At 57.2% G+C, this 18,373-nt stretch carries 18 protein-coding genes; 9 read left to right on the top strand and 9 right to left on the bottom strand.

The annotated features are described in order from the left end of the window. Window positions 1-99 precede the first annotated feature (99 nt). Window positions 100-666 (bottom strand): D-glycero-beta-D-manno-heptose 1,7-bisphosphate 7-phosphatase, encoded by a 567-nt coding sequence (gene gmhB, locus ACKLKD_RS14765; RefSeq protein ID WP_025712366.1) that lies wholly within the window; start codon window positions 664-666, stop codon window positions 100-102. A gap of 188 nt (window positions 667-854) precedes the next feature. Here gmhB and metN point away from each other — a divergent pair, with 188 nt between their 5' ends. The 7 genes from metN (at window position 855) to ACKLKD_RS14730 (ending at window position 7,344) form a co-directional block, all read left to right on the top strand. Continuing rightward, window positions 855-1,886 (top strand): methionine ABC transporter ATP-binding protein MetN, encoded by a 1,032-nt coding sequence (gene metN, locus ACKLKD_RS14760; RefSeq protein WP_025712365.1) that lies wholly within the window; start codon window positions 855-857, stop codon window positions 1,884-1,886. Continuing rightward, a complete protein-coding gene (locus ACKLKD_RS14755) occupies window positions 1,879-2,532 on the top strand; it encodes a methionine ABC transporter permease MetI (protein WP_004204478.1) in 654 nt (217 codons plus the stop codon). Before metN ends, ACKLKD_RS14755 begins: the two co-directional genes overlap by 8 nt. A gap of 43 nt (window positions 2,533-2,575) precedes the next feature. Further along, the gene (metQ, locus tag ACKLKD_RS14750) at window positions 2,576-3,391 is read left to right on the top strand and encodes a methionine ABC transporter substrate-binding lipoprotein MetQ (RefSeq protein ID WP_025712363.1); all 816 of its coding nucleotides are present in this window, start codon (window positions 2,576-2,578) and stop codon (window positions 3,389-3,391) included. A 107-nt stretch (window positions 3,392-3,498) separates the two neighbouring features. Next, on the top strand, window positions 3,499-3,906 hold the full coding sequence (gene rcsF / locus ACKLKD_RS14745; protein ID WP_025712362.1) for an Rcs stress response system protein RcsF: 408 nt from the start codon (window positions 3,499-3,501) through the stop codon (window positions 3,904-3,906). Continuing rightward, window positions 3,903-4,610 (top strand): tRNA (N6-threonylcarbamoyladenosine(37)-N6)-methyltransferase TrmO, encoded by a 708-nt coding sequence (gene tsaA, locus ACKLKD_RS14740; RefSeq protein WP_025712361.1) that lies wholly within the window; start codon window positions 3,903-3,905, stop codon window positions 4,608-4,610. Before rcsF ends, tsaA begins: the two co-directional genes overlap by 4 nt. A 112-nt stretch (window positions 4,611-4,722) precedes the next feature. Beyond that, window positions 4,723-6,441 (top strand): proline--tRNA ligase, encoded by a 1,719-nt coding sequence (gene proS, locus ACKLKD_RS14735; RefSeq protein WP_025712360.1) that lies wholly within the window; start codon window positions 4,723-4,725, stop codon window positions 6,439-6,441. Between the two features lie 60 nt (window positions 6,442-6,501). Next, the gene (locus ACKLKD_RS14730) at window positions 6,502-7,344 is read left to right on the top strand and encodes a YaeF family permuted papain-like enzyme (protein ID WP_080897893.1); all 843 of its coding nucleotides are present in this window, start codon (window positions 6,502-6,504) and stop codon (window positions 7,342-7,344) included. Window positions 7,345-7,492: 148 nt separating this feature from the next. On the opposite strand, the gene nlpE is transcribed toward ACKLKD_RS14730, so the two are convergent. Genes nlpE through ACKLKD_RS14715 form a run of 3 tightly spaced genes read right to left on the bottom strand, consistent with a single transcriptional unit; the run spans window position 7,493 to window position 9,189 of the window. After that, window positions 7,493-8,191, bottom strand: a complete 699-nt coding sequence (gene nlpE / locus ACKLKD_RS14725) for an envelope stress response activation lipoprotein NlpE (RefSeq protein ID WP_087805079.1) — start codon at window positions 8,189-8,191, stop codon at window positions 7,493-7,495. A gap of 42 nt (window positions 8,192-8,233) precedes the next feature. Next, window positions 8,234-8,647, bottom strand: coding sequence for an alternative ribosome rescue aminoacyl-tRNA hydrolase ArfB (arfB, locus tag ACKLKD_RS14720; protein ID WP_080897891.1), 414 nt, complete (start codon window positions 8,645-8,647; stop codon window positions 8,234-8,236). Beyond that, window positions 8,644-9,189, bottom strand: a complete 546-nt coding sequence (locus ACKLKD_RS14715; RefSeq protein ID WP_080897890.1) for a YaeQ family protein — start codon at window positions 9,187-9,189, stop codon at window positions 8,644-8,646. Before ACKLKD_RS14715 ends, arfB begins: the two co-directional genes overlap by 4 nt. Window positions 9,190-9,385: 196 nt before the next feature. Between ACKLKD_RS14715 and ACKLKD_RS14710 the strand changes: the two genes are divergently transcribed. Together ACKLKD_RS14710 and rof are read left to right on the top strand one after the other, a co-directional pair. Then, complete coding sequence (locus ACKLKD_RS14710; RefSeq protein ID WP_002889429.1) at window positions 9,386-9,586, top strand: YaeP family protein; 201 nt, start codon at window positions 9,386-9,388, stop codon at window positions 9,584-9,586. Continuing rightward, on the top strand, window positions 9,573-9,833 hold the full coding sequence (gene rof, locus ACKLKD_RS14705; RefSeq protein WP_002889424.1) for a Rho-binding antiterminator: 261 nt from the start codon (window positions 9,573-9,575) through the stop codon (window positions 9,831-9,833). Before ACKLKD_RS14710 ends, rof begins: the two co-directional genes overlap by 14 nt. A 13-nt stretch (window positions 9,834-9,846) precedes the next feature. Here rof and tilS read toward each other — a convergent pair whose 3' ends face one another. The 5 genes from tilS to dnaE all read right to left on the bottom strand — a co-directional run bounded on the left by tilS (window position 9,847) and on the right by dnaE (window position 18,371). After that, window positions 9,847-11,160, bottom strand: coding sequence for a tRNA lysidine(34) synthetase TilS (tilS, locus tag ACKLKD_RS14700; protein WP_080897889.1), 1,314 nt, complete (start codon window positions 11,158-11,160; stop codon window positions 9,847-9,849). Window positions 11,161-11,213: 53 nt separating this feature from the next. Next, window positions 11,214-11,603: a VOC family protein gene (locus tag ACKLKD_RS14695; protein ID WP_002889387.1), complete on the bottom strand. Its 390-nt coding sequence runs from the start codon at window positions 11,601-11,603 to the stop codon at window positions 11,214-11,216. Between the two features lie 46 nt (window positions 11,604-11,649). Then, window positions 11,650-13,803, bottom strand: coding sequence for a lysine decarboxylase LdcC (locus tag ACKLKD_RS14690; protein ID WP_002889384.1), 2,154 nt, complete (start codon window positions 13,801-13,803; stop codon window positions 11,650-11,652). 113 nt (window positions 13,804-13,916) lie between these two features. Continuing rightward, the gene (accA, locus tag ACKLKD_RS14685; RefSeq protein ID WP_004145855.1) at window positions 13,917-14,876 is read right to left on the bottom strand and encodes an acetyl-CoA carboxylase carboxyl transferase subunit alpha; all 960 of its coding nucleotides are present in this window, start codon (window positions 14,874-14,876) and stop codon (window positions 13,917-13,919) included. A 12-nt stretch (window positions 14,877-14,888) separates the two neighbouring features. Next, on the bottom strand, window positions 14,889-18,371 hold the full coding sequence (dnaE, locus tag ACKLKD_RS14680; protein ID WP_087805039.1) for a DNA polymerase III subunit alpha: 3,483 nt from the start codon (window positions 18,369-18,371) through the stop codon (window positions 14,889-14,891). Window positions 18,372-18,373 lie beyond the last annotated feature (2 nt).

Genomic DNA, 18,373 nt, shown 5'->3' with positions numbered 1-18,373 from the left:
CCCGCCGTGTCGATGGAGGCGCATTATAGGGAGCTCTCCGGGAATGACAAGCGGAAAAATACAATTTTATTTCAACCGCTCATCTTTTAAACGTAACGCTTATTTTTGCTGCTTTTTAATCGCAGCAGGCAGCTCTGCCAGGCTATTTAGCACCCAGTCCGCCGCTTTTTCCGCGTCTTCAGTCAGGGGCTTACCGGTACGCACCAGCACTTTAGTACCAACATCCGCAGCCGCTGCCGCCTGCATATCTTCCAGTTTGTCCCCTACCATAAAGGAAGCAGCCATATCGATATGCAGATAATCGCGGGCGGAGATCAGCATCCCTGGATGCGGTTTACGGCAATCACAGGTCTGGCGGTACTCCTCCACCGCACCCTGCGGGTGGTGTGGGCAATAGTAGATACCATCCAGGTCGACGCCGCGGTCTGCCAGAGACCAGTCCATCCATTCGGTCAGCGTTTCAAACTGGGCTTCGGTAAATTTGCCGCGAGCAATACCGGACTGGTTAGTGACCAGCACCAGCGCGTAGCCCATCTCTTTTAGTTCGCGCATCGCGTCAATGACGCCATCGATAAATTCAAAATTGTCGATTTCGTGGACGTAGCCATGATCGACATTAATAGTGCCGTCACGGTCGAGAAAAATTGCGGGTACTGACTTTGCCACCGGTTTGCTCCTGAAAAAGGCTAGTGCCGTTAGTATCGCATGTTTCCGCATGCAAGAAAGTGCTCATTATAAAGAGTCAGATTGATTTAGACGTCTGGATGCCTTAACATCCATTTCATTGCCAGGCATCGCCTGGATACGGCAGAAGAAAATGCCACGGCAAACGGCTAAACGATAATAAATAACTGATGATTAAACTTTCCAATATCACCAAAGTATTCCAGCAGGGGAATCGCAGCATTCAGGCGCTCAATAACGTCAGCCTGCATGTCCCTGCAGGACAGATTTACGGCGTCATCGGTGCCTCCGGCGCCGGTAAAAGTACGCTGATTCGCTGCGTCAACCTGCTGGAGCGCCCGACCGAGGGCAGCGTACAGGTTGACGGCCAGGAATTGACTGCTCTGTCGGAAAAGGAGTTAACCCGCGCACGCCGTCAGATTGGCATGATTTTCCAGCATTTTAATCTGCTGGCCTCGCGGACCGTTTTCGGCAACGTGGCATTACCCCTGGAGCTGGACAACACGCCGCAAGCAGAAATCAAACGCCGAGTCACCGAGCTGCTGGATCTTGTTGGCCTGGCTGATAAGCAGGACAGCTACCCGGCCAATCTTTCCGGCGGCCAGAAACAACGCGTCGCCATTGCCCGCGCGCTGGCCAGCAACCCCAAGGTTCTGCTGTGCGATGAAGCCACCAGCGCCCTGGACCCGGCCACTACCCGTTCCATTCTCGAACTGCTGAAAGACATTAACCGTCGCCTGGGCCTGACCATCCTGCTGATCACCCACGAAATGGATGTGGTGAAACGCATCTGCGACTGCGTGGCGGTCATTAGCAACGGCCAGCTGATCGAGCAGGACACGGTGAGCGAAGTCTTCTCCCATCCGAAGACGCCGCTGGCGCAGCAGTTTATTCAGTCCACTCTGCACCTCGATATTCCGGATGACTATCAGGCGCGCCTGAAACCTACCGCCACAGCGGATAGCGTACCGATGCTGCGCATGGAATTTACCGGCCACTCCGTCGATGCGCCGCTGCTCTCGGAAACCGCGCGTCGCTTCAATGTAAATAACAACATTATTAGCGCGCAGATGGATTATGCCGGCGGTGTGAAGTTCGGCATCATGCTCACCGAAATGCACGGTACACAGGAAGACACTCAGGCGGCGATCGCCTGGCTGCAGGAACATCATGTAAAAGTAGAGGTATTGGGTTATGTCTGAGGCAATGATGTGGCTGCTGTTGCGCGGCGTATGGGAAACGCTGGCAATGACTTTTGTCTCCGGCTTCTTCGGTTTTGTCCTCGGCCTGCCGGTGGGCGTACTGCTGTACGTGACCCGTCCGGGACAAATCGTCGCCAATGCCAAACTGTACCGCACGCTGTCGGCGCTGGTGAACATTTTCCGATCCATCCCGTTCATTATCCTGCTGGTCTGGATGATCCCGTTTACCCGCGTGATCGTCGGCACCTCAATCGGCCTGCAGGCGGCGATCGTGCCGTTAACCGTCGGCGCCGCGCCGTTTATCGCCCGTATGGTGGAGAACGCACTGCTGGAAATCCCGACCGGTCTTATCGAAGCTTCCCGCGCGATGGGCGCCACGCCGCTGCAGATCGTGCGTAAAGTCCTGTTGCCTGAAGCGCTGCCGGGTCTGGTCAACGCTGCCACCATCACGCTTATTACCCTGGTAGGCTACTCCGCCATGGGCGGCGCGGTGGGCGCCGGTGGTCTGGGGCAGATTGGTTATCAGTATGGCTACATCGGCTATAACGCGACGGTAATGAATACCGTACTGGTATTACTGGTTATTCTGGTTTATTTAATTCAATTCTCTGGCGATCGCATCGTCCGGGCTGTGACTCATAAATAACGTTATTGGCAGACAACACTCATTCTTACAGGAAGGAAATAACATGGCCTTTAATTTCAAAACCTTTGCGGCAGTTGGCGCGTTAATCGGTTCTCTGGCGCTGGTGGGTTGCGGTCAGGATGAAAAAGATCCGAATCATATTAAAGTTGGCGTTATCGTCGGGGCGGAACAGCAGGTCGCGGAAGTGGCGCAGAAAGTAGCAAAAGAGAAGTATGGCCTCGACGTTGAGCTGGTGACCTTCAACGATTACGTGCTGCCGAACGAAGCGCTGAGCAAAGGCGACATCGACGTGAACGCCTTCCAGCACAAACCCTATCTCGACCAGCAGATTAAAGACCGCGGCTATAAACTGGTTGCCGTCGGCAATACCTTCGTCTATCCAATCGCGGGTTACTCGAAGAAAATCAAATCGCTGGATGAACTGCAGCCGGGCTCACAGATTGCCGTTCCGAACGATCCGACCAACCTCGGTCGTTCCCTGCTGCTGCTGCAGCAGGTGGGTCTGATTAAACTGAAAGAAGGCGTGGGCCTGCTGCCGACTTCTCTGGACGTGGTTGAGAACCCGAAAAACCTGAAGATTGTTGAGCTGGAAGCGCCGCAGCTGCCGCGTTCTCTGGACGACGCGCAAATTGCGCTGGCCGTTATCAACACTACTTACGCCAGCCAGATTGGTCTGACCCCAGCGAAAGACGGTATCTTTGTTGAAGGCAAAGAGTCGCCGTACGTGAATCTGATCGTGGCGCGTGAAGACAACAAAGATGCTGAGAATGTGAAAAAATTCGTTCAGGCTTACCAGAGCGATGAAGTTTACGAAGCGGCGAACAAGATCTTTAACGGCGGCGCCGTGAAAGGCTGGTAATCTTTTCTCACCGTAATATCATTCAGGACGGGCTTCACGCCCGTCTTGTCATTTATGCAAGCACCTGATTCAATAACGCCCTGTTTTTTATTCATTGAGGAAATACTATGCGTGCTTTACCGGTCTGTTTGTTAGCACTCATGTTAAGCGGTTGTTCCATGCTAAGCAGATCTCCCGTTGAGCCTGTTCAAAGCACTGCAACTCCCCCGGTTAAATCGGAGCCGAGCAAACCACGCGCAACCCGTCCGGCGCCAGTACGTATTTATACCGATGCGTCAGAGCTGGTAGGTAAACCGTTCCGCGATCTGGGTGAAGTCACTGGCGAATCGTGCCAGGCCTCGAATCAGGATTCACCACCAAATATCCCTACCGCCCGCAAGCGCCTGCAGATTAATGCCGCGCGTATGAAAGCCAATGCTGTCCTGCTTCACCGCTGCGAAGTGACCAGCGGCACGCCAGGCTGCTACCGTCAGGCGGTATGTCTCGGCTCGGCGCTTAACGTCTCGGCACAATGAGTGCATTCCAGTTCGCACAGATAGGCGTGATCCGCTCGCCGTATAAAGAGAAATTTGCCGTGCCTCGCCAGCCAGGCCTGGTAAAACACGGCGGCGGAGAACTGCATCTGGTCGCGCCCTACAACCAGGCCGACGCCGTGCGGGGCCTGGAAAACTTCAGCCATCTGTGGGTCCTGTTTGTGTTTCATCAGACGATGGAAGGCGGCTGGCGTCCCACGGTGCGCCCTCCCCGGCTGGGAGGCAATGCGCGGATGGGCGTCTTCGCCACCCGTTCGACGTTTCGCCCTAACCCCATCGGCATGTCTCTGGTTGAACTGAAAGGCGTCCGCTGTCAGAAAGATCAGGTGATACTGGAGCTGGGTAGTCTTGATCTCGTCGACGGGACGCCGGTGGTTGATATCAAACCGTATCTTCCTTTCGCCGAAGCCCTGCCGAATGCCAGCGCCAGCTATGCGCAGCAGGCGCCGCTGGCGGGTATGAACGTCAGCTTTACGCCGGAAACAGAAGCACAGTTACTGACGCTGGAAAAACGCTACCCGCATATCAAAGCGTTTATCCGCGAAGTACTGGCACAGGATCCGCGCCCGGCCTACCGTAAAGAGGAAGAAGCAGGAAAAACGTATGCCGTCTGGCTGCTGGATTTCAACGTCCGCTGGCGGGTTATTGCCTCTGGTTTTGAAGTCTTTGCCCTCGAAGCGCGCTAATTTTATTTTTCCTCTCTTTTGGCATCTTTGCCACACTGGTAAACTAAACCACTTTTTTGTTTCAGGCTGGACAACCAGCCTGTTCCGCTCGTTTAACTGGAACCGTTACAACATGCGTACTAGCCAATATCTGCTCTCCACTCTGAAGGAGACACCTGCCGACGCCGAGGTAATCAGCCACCAGCTGATGCTGCGCGCCGGGATGATCCGCAAGCTGGCCTCCGGGTTATACACCTGGCTGCCGACCGGCGTGCGCGTCCTGAAAAAAGTCGAAAACATCGTGCGTGAAGAGATGAACAACGCCGGTGCGATCGAGGTGTTAATGCCGGTCGTTCAGCCTTCTGAACTGTGGCAGGAGAGCGGTCGCTGGGAGCAATACGGCCCGGAACTGCTGCGCATTGCCGATCGCGGCGATCGCCCGTTCGTCCTCGGACCAACCCACGAAGAGGTCATTACCGATCTGATCCGCAACGAGCTGAACTCCTATAAGCAGTTGCCGCTGAATTTTTATCAGATCCAGACCAAATTCCGTGACGAAGTGCGCCCGCGTTTCGGTGTGATGCGCTCCCGTGAATTCCTGATGAAAGATGCTTACTCTTTCCATACTTCGCAGGAGTCGCTGCAGGAAACCTACGATGCGATGTATACCGCCTATAGCAAAATCTTCAGTCGTATGGGGCTGGATTTCCGCGCGGTACAGGCTGATACCGGCTCCATCGGCGGTAGCGCTTCCCATGAATTCCAGGTGCTGGCGCAGAGCGGCGAAGACGATGTGATCTTCTCCGACAGCTCTGATTACGCGGCAAACATCGAGTTTGCAGAAGCCGTTGCGCCAAAAGAGCCGCGCGCAGCCGCCACCCAGGAGATGACGCTGGTCGATACGCCGAATGCCAAAACCATCGCCGAGCTGGTGGAGCAGTTCAACCTGCCGATCGAAAAAACCGTGAAAACCCTGCTGGTGAAAGCCGTTGAAGATAGCGCTTCCCCGCTGGTTGCCCTGCTGGTGCGCGGCGATCACGAGCTGAACGAAGTGAAAGCGGAAAAACTACCGCAGGTCGCCAGCCCGCTGACTTTCGCCACCGAAGAAGAGATCCGCGCCCTGGTGCAAGCTGGCCCGGGTTCCCTGGGTCCGGTGAACCTGCCGGTGCCAGTGATTATCGACCGTACTGTGGCGGTGATGAGCGATTTCGCTGCCGGCGCCAACATCGATGGCAAACACTACTTCGGTATCAACTGGGACCGCGATGTTGCCACGCCGGAAGTCGCCGACATCCGTAACGTCGTTGCCGGCGACCCGAGCCCGGACGGTAAAGGTACCCTGCTTATCAAACGCGGTATCGAAGTAGGCCATATCTTCCAGCTCGGTACCAAGTACTCCGAGGCGATGAAGGCTGCGGTGCAGGGCGAAGATGGCCGCAATCAGATCCTGACCATGGGCTGCTATGGTATCGGGGTGACTCGCGTGGTGGCGGCAGCAATTGAGCAGAACTTTGACGATCGCGGCATCGTCTGGCCGGATGCGATCGCGCCGTTCCAGGTGGCGATCCTGCCGATGAATATGCACAAGTCTTACCGTGTGCAGGAACTGGCGGAAAAACTGTACGCCGAACTGAGCGCTCAAGGTATTGAAGTGCTGATGGACGACCGTAAAGAGCGTCCGGGCGTCATGTTCGCCGATATGGAGCTGATCGGTATCCCGCACACCATCGTGCTGGGCGATCGGAACCTCGACAACGACGATATCGAATACAAATATCGTCGCAACGGTGAGAAGCAGCTGATTAAAACCGGTGATATCGTGGAATATCTGGTTAAAGCGATAAAAGGCTAATTCTCCCCCTCAAGGCCCTGAACGGATGTCAGGGCCTTTTTTTTTACAAGGACAGTACGCATGGCTTCACAAATCCTCCGTGGCGGGCTGCTTACCTCTGCCCTGCTCCTGCTTACCGCCTGTACCGTAGACGTTGGCCGCAGCGCCTCTTCTGCCTCCGCTACCGATGGACGCTCCCCGCCATGGGCTATCACCCTCCAGCGGCAAAGCTCGATTGCCGGCAGCGAGCTACACGAAATCAACGAAAGCGACCTCCGTTCCGGTGACCTGCTGTTCTCCTCCAGCCTGGGCGTCACGTCGCTTGGGATCCGCGCCTTCAGCGCCTCTTCTGTAAGCCACGTCGCATTGTATCTCGGTGACGGTCAGATTGCGGAAGCTACCGGCGCCGGCGTTCAGATCATTTCTGTTCAACAGGCGCTGGCGCACAGCGATAAACTGTTTGCCCTCAGGGTGCCCGACCTGACGCCAGATCAGGTGATGGCGATGAAAAACTTTGCCTGGCAGGTCAAAGACAGCGGGTATAACTATCGCGGCATTATGCAGTTTATTCCTTATATGGTCACCAAGCCGCTCTGCTCGCTCAACCCCTTCTCACGAGACTTTCGCCAGCAGTGCGTCAGCGGCCTGGCCAAAGCGCAGCTGGGCGATGCGGCAAGCGCTGACAAGAAAGCGTGGTTTTGCTCGGAGTTTGTCAGCGAGGCCTTTGTCCGAGCCGGGCATCCGCTGACGCTCGCGCAGGCGGCGTGGATCAGCCCCTCAGACCTGCTGCACATGCGGGAAGGAGACGTCGCCACCTTTAAACCGGAAACGCAGCTGCAGTATGTCGGGCATTTGAAGCTGGGGGTTTATCTTCAGGCCGGTCGGCTGGTGGGATTAAACAGAGCAACAGCTGGTATGAATTAAACTATTTACCTTTCCCCCTACAGCTAACGCTTTATACGCTATGGTGGGCGGAAAGAAGCAGAATGACAGTGCCACAATGACGAAAATCAGCTAGTTGGCGACCGTCAGAGGAGCGCCCCTGCCCGGTTCGCGGGCAGGGGCCGGACAATCAGTGCCCGCAGTCTTTCCCCTGGATAAATTCTCCGTCTTTATCCGTCATCAGCGTTTTCATCATCTCGCCGGTATCCGGGTTCGCTTCGAGAGTGAAGTGCCCCTCCACCACCAGCAGCACCGGGCGTGAATCATTGCCGCGGGCAGCGGCATAATCCCGCTCAAGCCGGGCATTGTTCGCCACCGCGACGCGTTTACCGGTCGCGCAATCGGTAAAGGTTGCCGCATCGGCCATATAGAAATACATGCCGCGCATCGCCATCGGCGTCGTCGGCAGGCTGGCCTTCACTGGCTCCAGGGTATAGTTGAGAGGAGACTGAATGGGGCTTCCGTTGCGGTCGAGCATCTCCAGCTTGTCGCCTTTCGCGCGAAAGTAAGATTTCTCGCCCTTGCTGTTGGTCAGCACCAGTTTATCCGCGGTACGTGCCCAGGTGCCGTACGAGGCAAAGGATGACGGCTCACGACGGGCGTCCTGGTAGTGCTCATTCATCACCCAGGTCCCGTCTTTTTCCAGGAACAGCGAGGTGTCGATACCTTCGCAATCCGCGCAAGGCAGCACGCCTCGCCAGCTTTGCTGCATCGGCTTGAGCTCTTCCATCGCCGCTGGCTGGACCGTGTCAGTCTCGGCGCGATGGTTACAACCAAACAGCGCGAACAGCGAACAGGCCGCTATCACGGAGAATACGATTTTCTTCACTTTGCTTTCCTTATCATCCATTTCACCCGTTCGCCGACGCCTTCACTGGCGAACTTTCCCACGCAGCGCCTTGACTGAGGACTTCTGTGCCTTGGAAGCAAGGCGTCGCTCTTTCGATGCCCGAGTCGGTCGCGTCTCCCGGCGACTTTTTTGCACTGCGGTTAATTCTTTAATAAGGGCCACCAGCCGGGCGATCGCCGCTTCACGGTTCATCTCCTGGCTGCGGTATTCCTGAGCCTTAATGATAACCACACCGTCAGCAGAAATTAAGTGGTGGCTGGCGGCGAGCAGGCGCTCTTTGTAAAACTCCGGCAGGCTTGAAGCTTTAATATCAAAGCGCAAGTGGATGGCCGTCGACGCTTTATTCACATGCTGCCCCCCTGCTCCCTGGGCGCGAATACCTGAAAGCACGATCTCGTCGTCAGGAATGGCCACGCTGCGGCTGATGGTAATCATGCCGGCGCTTGCCAGGCGGTAAGCTGAATTTCCAGATTATTCTGAGCGTCGGATAACCAGATACCACCGTCCTGCAGAGTAGCCTGCAGCGTCATGGTGCGGTCGGCAAAAGCGCTAAGCTGTGCCAGTTGCGCATCATCAAGATACCAGATGCTCAGCTTCGGGTACGCCGCAAGCTTGCTCTGATTCTGCTGCCACCACACTTCCGCCGCCCGGCTGTTATAGGCAAACAGCGCCACCGCTTGCGCCCGTGAGCAGGCTTTCTTAATCCGCCGCTCATCCGGCAGACCCAGTTCGATCCACAGATCGACCCCGAGATGATCGTTAAGCAGCCACAGCTCCGGCTCGTCGTCCGACGAGAGGCCGCGGGTAAACTGTAGCCGTTCATCGGCATATTTGATCCACGCCAGCAGGCGCAGCATCATGCGCTCCTGGGTTTCCGACGGGTGCTGCGCCAGCGTCAGGTTAGCATCCAGAAACTGGTTGCGATCCAGATCGGCTACATTCACCGCGGCTTTATATATCGTCGCTTTCAGCGCCATGAATAAACTCCTGAAAAAAATGGCGTCCATTGTAGCGAAACTGGTAGCAAAAGGCTGTCGGCAATCGCAGCAACCTGTTTCATCCTGCTGAAAATGCTTAAATGACTATGATATAGTTCCCTTGCTAAACAGAGTTTATCTTCGTAGGCTTAAACTTGCATCCCACGGTTGAGTCAGAACGCTGACAGGAGGGCATGTGGATCACTATTGTGAGTTAATACGCAAGCGGTATGCGGAAATAGCCAGCGGAGACTTAGGGTATATCCCGGATGCGCTGGGTTGCGTGTTGAAAGTATTGAATGAGATTGCGGCGGATGAGGCCCTTTCGGAGTCAGTCAGGGAAAAGGCCGCTTATGCGGCAGCAAACTTACTGGTGAGCGATTATGTCAATGAATGATACTTATCAACCCATTAACTGCGATGATTACGACAACCTGGAGCTGGCCTGCCAGCATCACCTGGTGCTGACGCTGGCGCTGAAGGATGGCGAACAGCTGCAGGCCAAGGCCAGCGATCTAATCTCGCGTAAAAATATCGAGTATCTGGTGGTCGAACTCGCCGGTAATGTCCGCGAGCTGCGCCTGGATAAAATCGCCAGCTTCAGTCACCCGGAAATCGGCACCGTGGTGGTGAGCGAATCCTGAATCAAAAACGGGCTTAATCGCCCGTTTTCCTCCACGTCAGTCTGACCCCTTCCCCGTCCTTCACTTCACCTTCTGTGGTCACAAACAGATCGTCCGCTGCGGCAATCAGCGTTTCGCCGTAAAACAGCAGCGGCGTGGTGTCTCGTCGCCACGGAGCAACGCCCAGTTCCTGCCAGAGCTTCTTCAGCTTACGTCCGCCGTGGCGCCCGACGATATGCAGGTGGCCGCTGGCGCGAAAGCGGACAGTGACCGCTTCTCCCTCAGACGGCGGGCGCAGCCTGCCGCCCGGCTGCAGCATCAGCTCGCCGAGACCGTCCGCCAGCCGCAACGGCTGGCGCCAGTCGGGCCAGCGCTGGACGCTATCCGCCTGCCCGGGTACATATCTCACCCAGTACAAGCGCTGCTGAAAACGGCGGACGGTAAAATCCCCCAGCCGCAGACAAGGGCTGGCATCTTCCCGCGCCAGCGCCACCTCATGCCAGAGGCGCTCTGGCACCTCGCGGGCCGGCATCGGCGCCTGCTGCCCGGCGAGCCAGCGACGCAGCAGCGCCGCGCGACGGGGTGGGCTCATCGACATCAGCGGGGTGATAGCCAGCGAGCCATCTTCGGCCACCAGCGACGCCAGCTCCGCCGCCAACATCTCGTCCAGCAGCTGCTCCTGCTCGGCGCACAGGCTGGCGCTGCGGGCAACGGCCTCGCTAAAGTGCGGCCAGCGCTCGCGCAGCACCGGGATCACCCGCAGGCGCAGGAAATTGCGGTCATAGGTATCGTCCTGATTACTCTCATCTTCAATCCACGACAGCTGATGGGCGAGCGCCCACTGGCGCAGCGATTCGCGGGTTTCATTGAGGAGAGGACGCAGTAGTCGACTGTCGGCAAAGGCAGAGGATGGCGCCATCGCCGACAGGCCGGTAGGACCGCTGCCGCGTTTTAACGCCAGCAGCAGGGTTTCACACTGGTCATCCTGGTGCTGGGCGGTCACTAACACCTCACCGGCGTTGAGCGTCTCCTGAAAGGCCTGATAGCGCGCCGCACGAGCGTGGGCCTCGACGCCGAGCCCTCCCCTGGCTAACGTCACGTGATGCACCACCAGCGGCACCTGCCACTGCTGGCAAACCTGCCGACAATGCGCCACCCACTGGTCTGCATGGGCGCTAAGGCCGTGATGAACATGCACCGCCCGCAGCGTCAGCGCGGGATCCTGTTCCCGCAGCTGCACCAGCTGGTGCAGGAGAACCGTCGAGTCCAGACCGCCGCTGAAGGCCACCAGCAGCTGGCGATGGGGATGAAGCGTATGCGCAATATCAGCCAACATATCCACAAACATACCGAGAAGTGATGGCCCGGCACGTTACCGGGCCAGGGTCGCGCTGGCAAGGTTTACTGCTGATATATTTCCAGCGGCAGGTCGTCCGGATCGCTAAAGAAGGTAAAGCGTTTGCCGGTAAAGGGATCGACGCGAATCGCTTCGCACTCGACGCCATGGGCCGTCAGATGCGCTACCGCGGCGTCGATATCATCCACGCTAAAGGCCAGATGACGCAACCCACAGGCTTCGGGGCGGCTGGGTCGGGCCGGCGGAAACGGGAACGAGAACAGCTCAATCACGTACTCGCCGTTGAGCGCCAGATCGCCCTTCCAGGAATCGCGCTCAGCGCGATAGAACTCGCTTTGCAGCGTAAACCCCAGAATGTCGCAATAGAACGCTTTACTGCGGGCGTAATCCGTCGCAATGATGGCAATATGGTGAACCCGTTTCAAACCCAGCATGGTTAAACTCCTTCTGTTAAGCCAGCCACGTTACGCGTGCGTGCCGTTAACGCGCAAGCCTTTCGTCATTTTTTAAGACTCGTACCCGATACACGCCGTCTTCATCGCGCTTCGCACCATGAATATCGGTCTCAAAGCCCGGATAATGACGCCCGATGGAGCAGAGCATCAGCAGGAAATCGAGCACCGCCCGGCTCTCCTCGGTAATCATCTCTCCCGGCATCAGCAGCGGTACGCCCGGCGGATAAGGGAGGATCATATTGGCCGAAATCCGCCCCACCAGGTTCTCCAGTTCAATAGTTTCTACCTCACCCTTGATCTGGCGCTGCCAGGCGTGATGCGGCGTCATTTTCATTTCCGGCAGGACGTCAAAGGCGCTGAGCATCAGCTGCGGCAGCTGGTGCTGACGGATCAAGCGGTGGATCCCCTGCGCCAGATCCTGGATCCGCATGTTGCGGTAGAAGTCGGGATCTTCGGCGTACAGATCCGGCAGCATATTTTTCACCCGCAGATTGAGATCGTAGGCGCGTTTGAACTCAGTCAGACCGCGCAGTAGCCCCATCGCCCGGGTTTTATCAATGCCGATGCTGAACAGGAACAGCAGGTTATAGGGGCCCGTTTTTTCCACCACCACGCCCCGCTCGTCGAGGAACTTCGCCACCAGCGCCGCCGGGATCCCCTCTTCATCCATATTCCCCTGCTCGTCCATGCCCGGCGTCAGAATGGTGACCTTCACCGGATCGAGATACATATGATCCGCATCGGCATCCTTGAAGCCGTGCCAGTCCTCTCCCGGCGCTACCGGCCAGCACTCGGCTTTATCCACCGCTTCCGGCTGCCAGATATCAAAGAACCAGCCGTCCGACTCCTCGCGCAGTCGCTGCACCTCTTTGCGGAAGTCCAGCGCCCGCTCAATGGAGCGCTGGATCAGACGTTTACCGGAGTTACCGCGCAGCATCGCCGCCGCGGTCTCAATCGACGCGACGATGGGGTAGCTCGGCGAGGTCGAGGTATGCATCATAAAGGCTTCATTAAAGGTCTCTTCATCATAGTTGCCCTTAATGTGGATCAGCGAGGCCTGCGACAGCGCGGCCAGCATTTTATGCGTCGACTGCGTCTCGAAGATAACTTTCCCGGGGATCCGCTCCCCGCTCATGCCGCTTTTCCCCTGATATATCGGATGGAAATGGGTATACGGCACCCAGGCGGAATCAAAATGGATCGACGGGACGTCGAGCGTCTCCTTAAGCCAGGTGGTGTTGTAGAGCAGTCCATCGTAGGTAGAGTTGGTGATCACCGCATGCACGGGCCACTGCGCCCCGCCCGTGTCGCGCACTTTCTGTTGAATGCTGTCGCGGGTGAACTCGCGCCGGGGGATACCGCCGAGGATCCCCAGCGCGTTGCGGGTCGGCTTCAGCCACAGGGGAACCACATCGCTCATCATCAGCAGGTGGGCCAGCGATTTGTGACAGTTACGGTCAATCAGCAGCGTGCTGCCGGCGGGCGCCGAGTACATACCGACAATTTTGTTGGACGTCGAGGTGCCGTTGGTCACCATGTAGCTCTGTTCAGCGCCAAAGGCGCGGGCAATATACTCCTCCGCCTCCAGGTGCGGGCCGGTATGATCCAGCAGGGAGCCCAGCTCAGTGACCGAAATCGAGACATCCGCCTTCAGCGTATTGCCGCCAAAAAAATCATAGAACAGGCAGCCCACCGGGCTTTTCTGATAGGCGCTACCGCCCATATGGCCCGGCGTACAGAAGGTATATTTTCCCTCCTGCACGTAGTTAAACAGCGCGCGGGTAAATGGCGGAGTGATATTCTCCAGGTATTCGCGGGTGTACTGCCCGATGCGAGTGGCGATCTCTTCGGAGAGTCCCAGCGCATATTCGAAGAACCACAGCGTCATGCGCAGATCCTGACTGCTGACGTCCATCGTCGAGTGGGCGTTAATAAAGGCATACAGGGGGAGGTATTCATTGAGCTGATTGATATCGCTGCACAGATCGACGCTGTATTCATCCCAGTCGAAGATCACCCCGCAGATGCGCGGATTGTGCTCGATAAACTGCAGCAGGTCGGCGCTGTTTTGCGGCCAGATGGTCTGGAAACCCTGGCGCTGCAGCGCCGCTTCCAGTTCTTTGATCGGTTCGTCTTTGTGATAGACGCCGTGAGGCCCCATGATGGCGATGATATTCACGCTTTCCTCCTGGTATTCACCTAAGTCAAGCATCATAGCAATCCCCCGGGCGCATCGCACATAAAAAAAGGGCCGGAAAATCCGGCCCTTAGTGTTTAGTTCTGGCGAAAAAGTTAAGCGTAACCGTAGCTCATCAGACGCTGATAGCGGCGGTTCAGCAGCTCTTCTTCGCTGAGCAGATCGAGATCCGCCAGGTCTGCCAGCAGCTGCGCCTTCAGGCTTGCCGCCATCGCTTCCGGGTTGCGGTGAGCGCCGCCCAGCGGTTCCGGAACGATAGAATCGATCAGCTTCAGCTCTTTCAGACGCGGGGCGATAATGCCCATCGCTTCCGCAGCCAGCGGCGCTTTATCCGCGCTCTTCCACAGAATGGAGGCGCAGCCTTCCGGCGAAATGACCGAATAGGTGCTGTACTGCAGCATGTTGACCTTGTCGCCCACGCCGATCGCCAGCGCGCCGCCGGAGCCGCCTTCGCCGATCACGGTGCAGATAACCGGCACGCTCAAACGCGACATTTCACGCAGGTTACGGGCGATCGCTTCCGACTGGCCGCGCTCTTCCGCGCCGACGCCCGGGTAGGCACCCGGGGTGTCGATGAAAGTGATGATCGGCATTTTAAACCGCTCAGCCATTTCCATCAGGCGCAGCGCTTTACGGTAACCTTCCGGCGCCGGCATGCCAAAGTTGCGACGGATCTTCTCTTTAGTTTCACGGCCTTTCTGGTGGCCGATAATCATCACCGGACGACCATCAAGACGCGCGATACCGCCGACAATTGCTTTATCGTCAGCAAAGGCACGGTCACCGGCCAGTTCGTCAAATTCGTCGAACGCCAGGCGGACATAATCCAGGGTATATGGACGGCGCGGGTGGCGCGCCAGTTGCGCAACCTGCCATGCACCGAGATCGGCGAAGATTTTGCGCGTCAGTTCTACGCTTTTCTCGCGCAGACGATGCACTTCTTCGTCGATGTTAATATCCAGTTTCTCATCCTGACGGCTTACCGCAGTCAGGGAATCGATTTTCGCTTCCAGCTCTGCAATCGGCTGTTCAAAATCTAGGAAATTCAGACTCATAGTATTCCTGTATTAGTCAAACTCCAGTTCCACCTGCTCCGAGCCGATAAGGCCCCGCAGATCGTTAAGTAAACGATCGCTCGGAGAGACGCGCCATGTTGCGCCGAAACGCAACCGCGCGCGTGCATCCGCCCTCTGATAATAGAGGTGCACTGGAATGGTTCCCGAACGGTGGGGTTCCAGAGACTGACGGAGTCGGTTTAAAAGCTGGTCATCAATTTGCCTGTCCGTCAGCGAGATAGCAAGCCCGCGAGCATATTTTTCCCGGGCTTCGTCAATGTCCATGACTTCACGGGCGGTCATTTTAAGCCCCCCGCTAAAGTCATCAAAGCTGACCTGTCCGCTGACGATAAGTATGCGGTCTTTTTCCAGCAACTGCTGATATTTATCCAGCGCGTCAGTGAATAACATCACTTCCAGACGCCCGGAACGGTCATCCAGAGTACAGATGCCGATACGATTGCCGCGCTTGGTGACCATTACCCGCGCCGCAATCACCAGCCCCGCCGCCGTGGTGACTTTACCACGTTCGGTCGGATGCATGTCTTTGAGCCTCACGCCACCGACGTAGCGTTCAATCTCTTTCAGATACTGGTTAATCGGGTGCCCGGTCAGATATAGCCCCAGGGTCTCCCTTTCACCATCCAGTACCAGCTGTTCAGGCCACGGCTGACAGCTGGCGTAGGATTGCTCAATCTGCTCGGGCTCTTCCGCCAGCACGCCGAACATATCGGCCTGACCGATGGCCTCGGCTTTCGCGTGCTGGTCGGCGGCTTTCAGCGCATCGCCCAGCGAATTCATCAGCGCCGCGCGATGTGGACCGAGACGATCGAACGCCCCGGACATAATCAGTTTTTCCAGCACCCGACGGTTGAGCTTTTTAATATCGGTCCGCGCGCAGAGGTCGAACAGCTCGCGGAAATAACCACCGTTGTTGCGCGCCTCAATGATCGCTTCGATCGGCCCTTCGCCGACGCCTTTGATGGCGCCGATGCCGTAGACGATCTCGCCGTCGTCGTTGACGTGGAAATGGTACAGGCCGGAGTTAATATCCGGGGGCAAAATTTTCAGCCCCATACGCCAGCACTCATCCACCAGGCCCACTACCTTCTCGGTGTTGTCCATATCGGCGGTCATCACCGCCGCCATAAACTCGGCCGGATAGTGCGCCTTGAGCCACAGCGTCTGGTAGGAGACCAGCGCGTAGGCGGCGGAGTGCGATTTGTTAAATCCGTACCCGGCGAATTTCTCCACCAGGTCGAAGATTTTCATCGCCAGTTCGCCGTCAACGCCGTTTTTCTTCGCCCCATCTTCAAAGATAGAACGCTGCTTGGCCATCTCCTCCGGCTTTTTCTTACCCATTGCACGACGCAGCATATCCGCGCCGCCAAGGGTATATCCGGACAGCACCTGGGCAATCTGCATGACCTGTTCCTGATACAGGATGATGCCGTAGGTCGGCTCCAGCACCGGTTTCAGACTCTCATGCTGCCACTGCACGTCCGGATAAGAGATCTCTTCGCGGCCATGCTTACGGTCGATAAAGTTATCTACCATCCCCGACTGCAGCGGGCCCGGGCGGAACAGGGCCACCAGCGCGATCATATCTTCGAAGCAGTCAGGCTGCAGGCGCTTAATCAGATCTTTCATGCCGCGCGATTCAAGCTGGAAGACCGCGGTAGTTTCCGAGCGCTGCAGCATGTCGAAGCTTTTCTTGTCATCCAGCGGGATAGGGGCGATATCCAGCGGCCCTTCGCCATTCTTCTCACGGCGCTTGTTAATCATCTCCAGCGCCCAGTTAATGATAGTAAGCGTACGCAGACCGAGGAAGTCGAACTTCACCAGCCCGGCATATTCCACGTCGTTCTTATCAAACTGGGTGACCGGATGCAGCCCCTGTTCATCGCAATACAGCGGCGCGAAGTCAGTGATTTTAGTCGGAGCGATAACCACCCCACCGGCGTGTTTACCGGCGTTTCGCGTCACCCCTTCCAGCTTACGCGCCATGTCTATAAGCGCTTTAACTTCTTCGTCCGCTTCGTAGATTTCCGGCAGCTGCGGTTCGGCCTCAAAGGCTTTCGCCAGCGTCATGCCCGGATCGGGCGGCACCAGCTTGGAGATACGGTCGACAAAGCCGTACGGGTGACCCAGTACGCGACCCACGTCGCGGATAACCGCTTTCGCCGCCATGGTACCGAAGGTAATGATCTGCGATACCGCATCGCGGCCGTACATGTCCGCCACGTGCTCGATAACCTGGTCGCGTTTCTCCATGCAGAAGTCGACGTCGAAGTCGGGCATCGAGACACGTTCCGGGTTAAGGAAACGTTCGAACAGCAGGTCGAACTCCAGCGGGTCAAGATCGGTTATCTTCAGCGCGTAGGCCACCAGCGAACCGGCGCCGGAACCGCGGCCCGGGCCTACCGGCACGCCGTTATCCTTCGACCACTGGATAAACTCCATCACGATCAGGAAGTAGCCCGGGAAGCCCATCTGGTTGATAACCTGCAGCTCGATGTCCAGACGTTCGTCGTACTCCGGTCGACGCTTTGCGCGCTCTTCCGGATCCGGGAACAGAAACGCCAGACGCTCTTCCAGACCTTCTTTCGATTTCATGACCAGGAAATCTTCGGTGGTCATATCGCCGGTCGGGAACTGCGGCAGGAAATATTCGCCAAGCCGCACGGTGACGTTGCAGCGCTTGGCGATTTCTACGCTGTTTGCCAGCGCTTCCGGGATGTCGGCGAACAGCTCGCACATCTCCTCCTCACTGCGCATATATTGCTGCGGGGAGTAGTTACGCGGCCGTTTCGGATCGTCGAGCGTGAAGCCGTCGTGAATGGCGACGCGGATTTCGTGGGCGTCGAAGTCGCCGGTTTCAAGGAAGCGGACATCGTTGGTCGCCACCACCGGCAAACCGCGCGCTTCAGCCAGCGCCACGGCGGCATGGAGATAGCTCTCTTCATCCTGACGCCCGGTGCGGATCAGCTCCAGAAAATAGCGATCCGGGAAATGCTCTTCATAGAAGGCGACGCACTGTTCCACCAGCGGCATATTGCCGCGGATCAGGCTGACGCCGACGTCACCTTTACGGCCGCCGGAGAGCAGAATCAGCCCTTCCTGATGATCGACCAGCCAGTCACGGTCGATCCAGGGGCCCAGTGCGCCATAGCCGCGCTGATAGGCACGGGAAATCAGCAGCGTCAGATTCTGGTAGCCGGTGTTGTTCGCCGCCAGCACGGTCAGCTCGGTAAATTCGTCACCAAGCAGGTCGCACTGCACATGGAAGTCGGCGCCGACGATCGGCTTAATGCCCGCGCCATGTCCCGTCCCGTAGAACTTCACCAGCCCACACAGGTTAGTGAAATCAGTGATCGCCAGCGCTGGCATGCCAAGCGAGGCCGCCTTCTTGACCAGCGGCCCGGTCTTCGCCAGCCCATCGATCATGGAATAGTCGCTGTGCACCCGCAGGTGTACGAAACGTGGTTCAGCCATCT

The organism is Klebsiella sp. 10982 (assembly GCF_048589245.1).
Lineage (GTDB): Bacteria > Pseudomonadota > Gammaproteobacteria > Enterobacterales > Enterobacteriaceae > Klebsiella > Klebsiella quasivariicola.
This window is presented reverse-complemented; position numbering and strand designations above follow the sequence as displayed.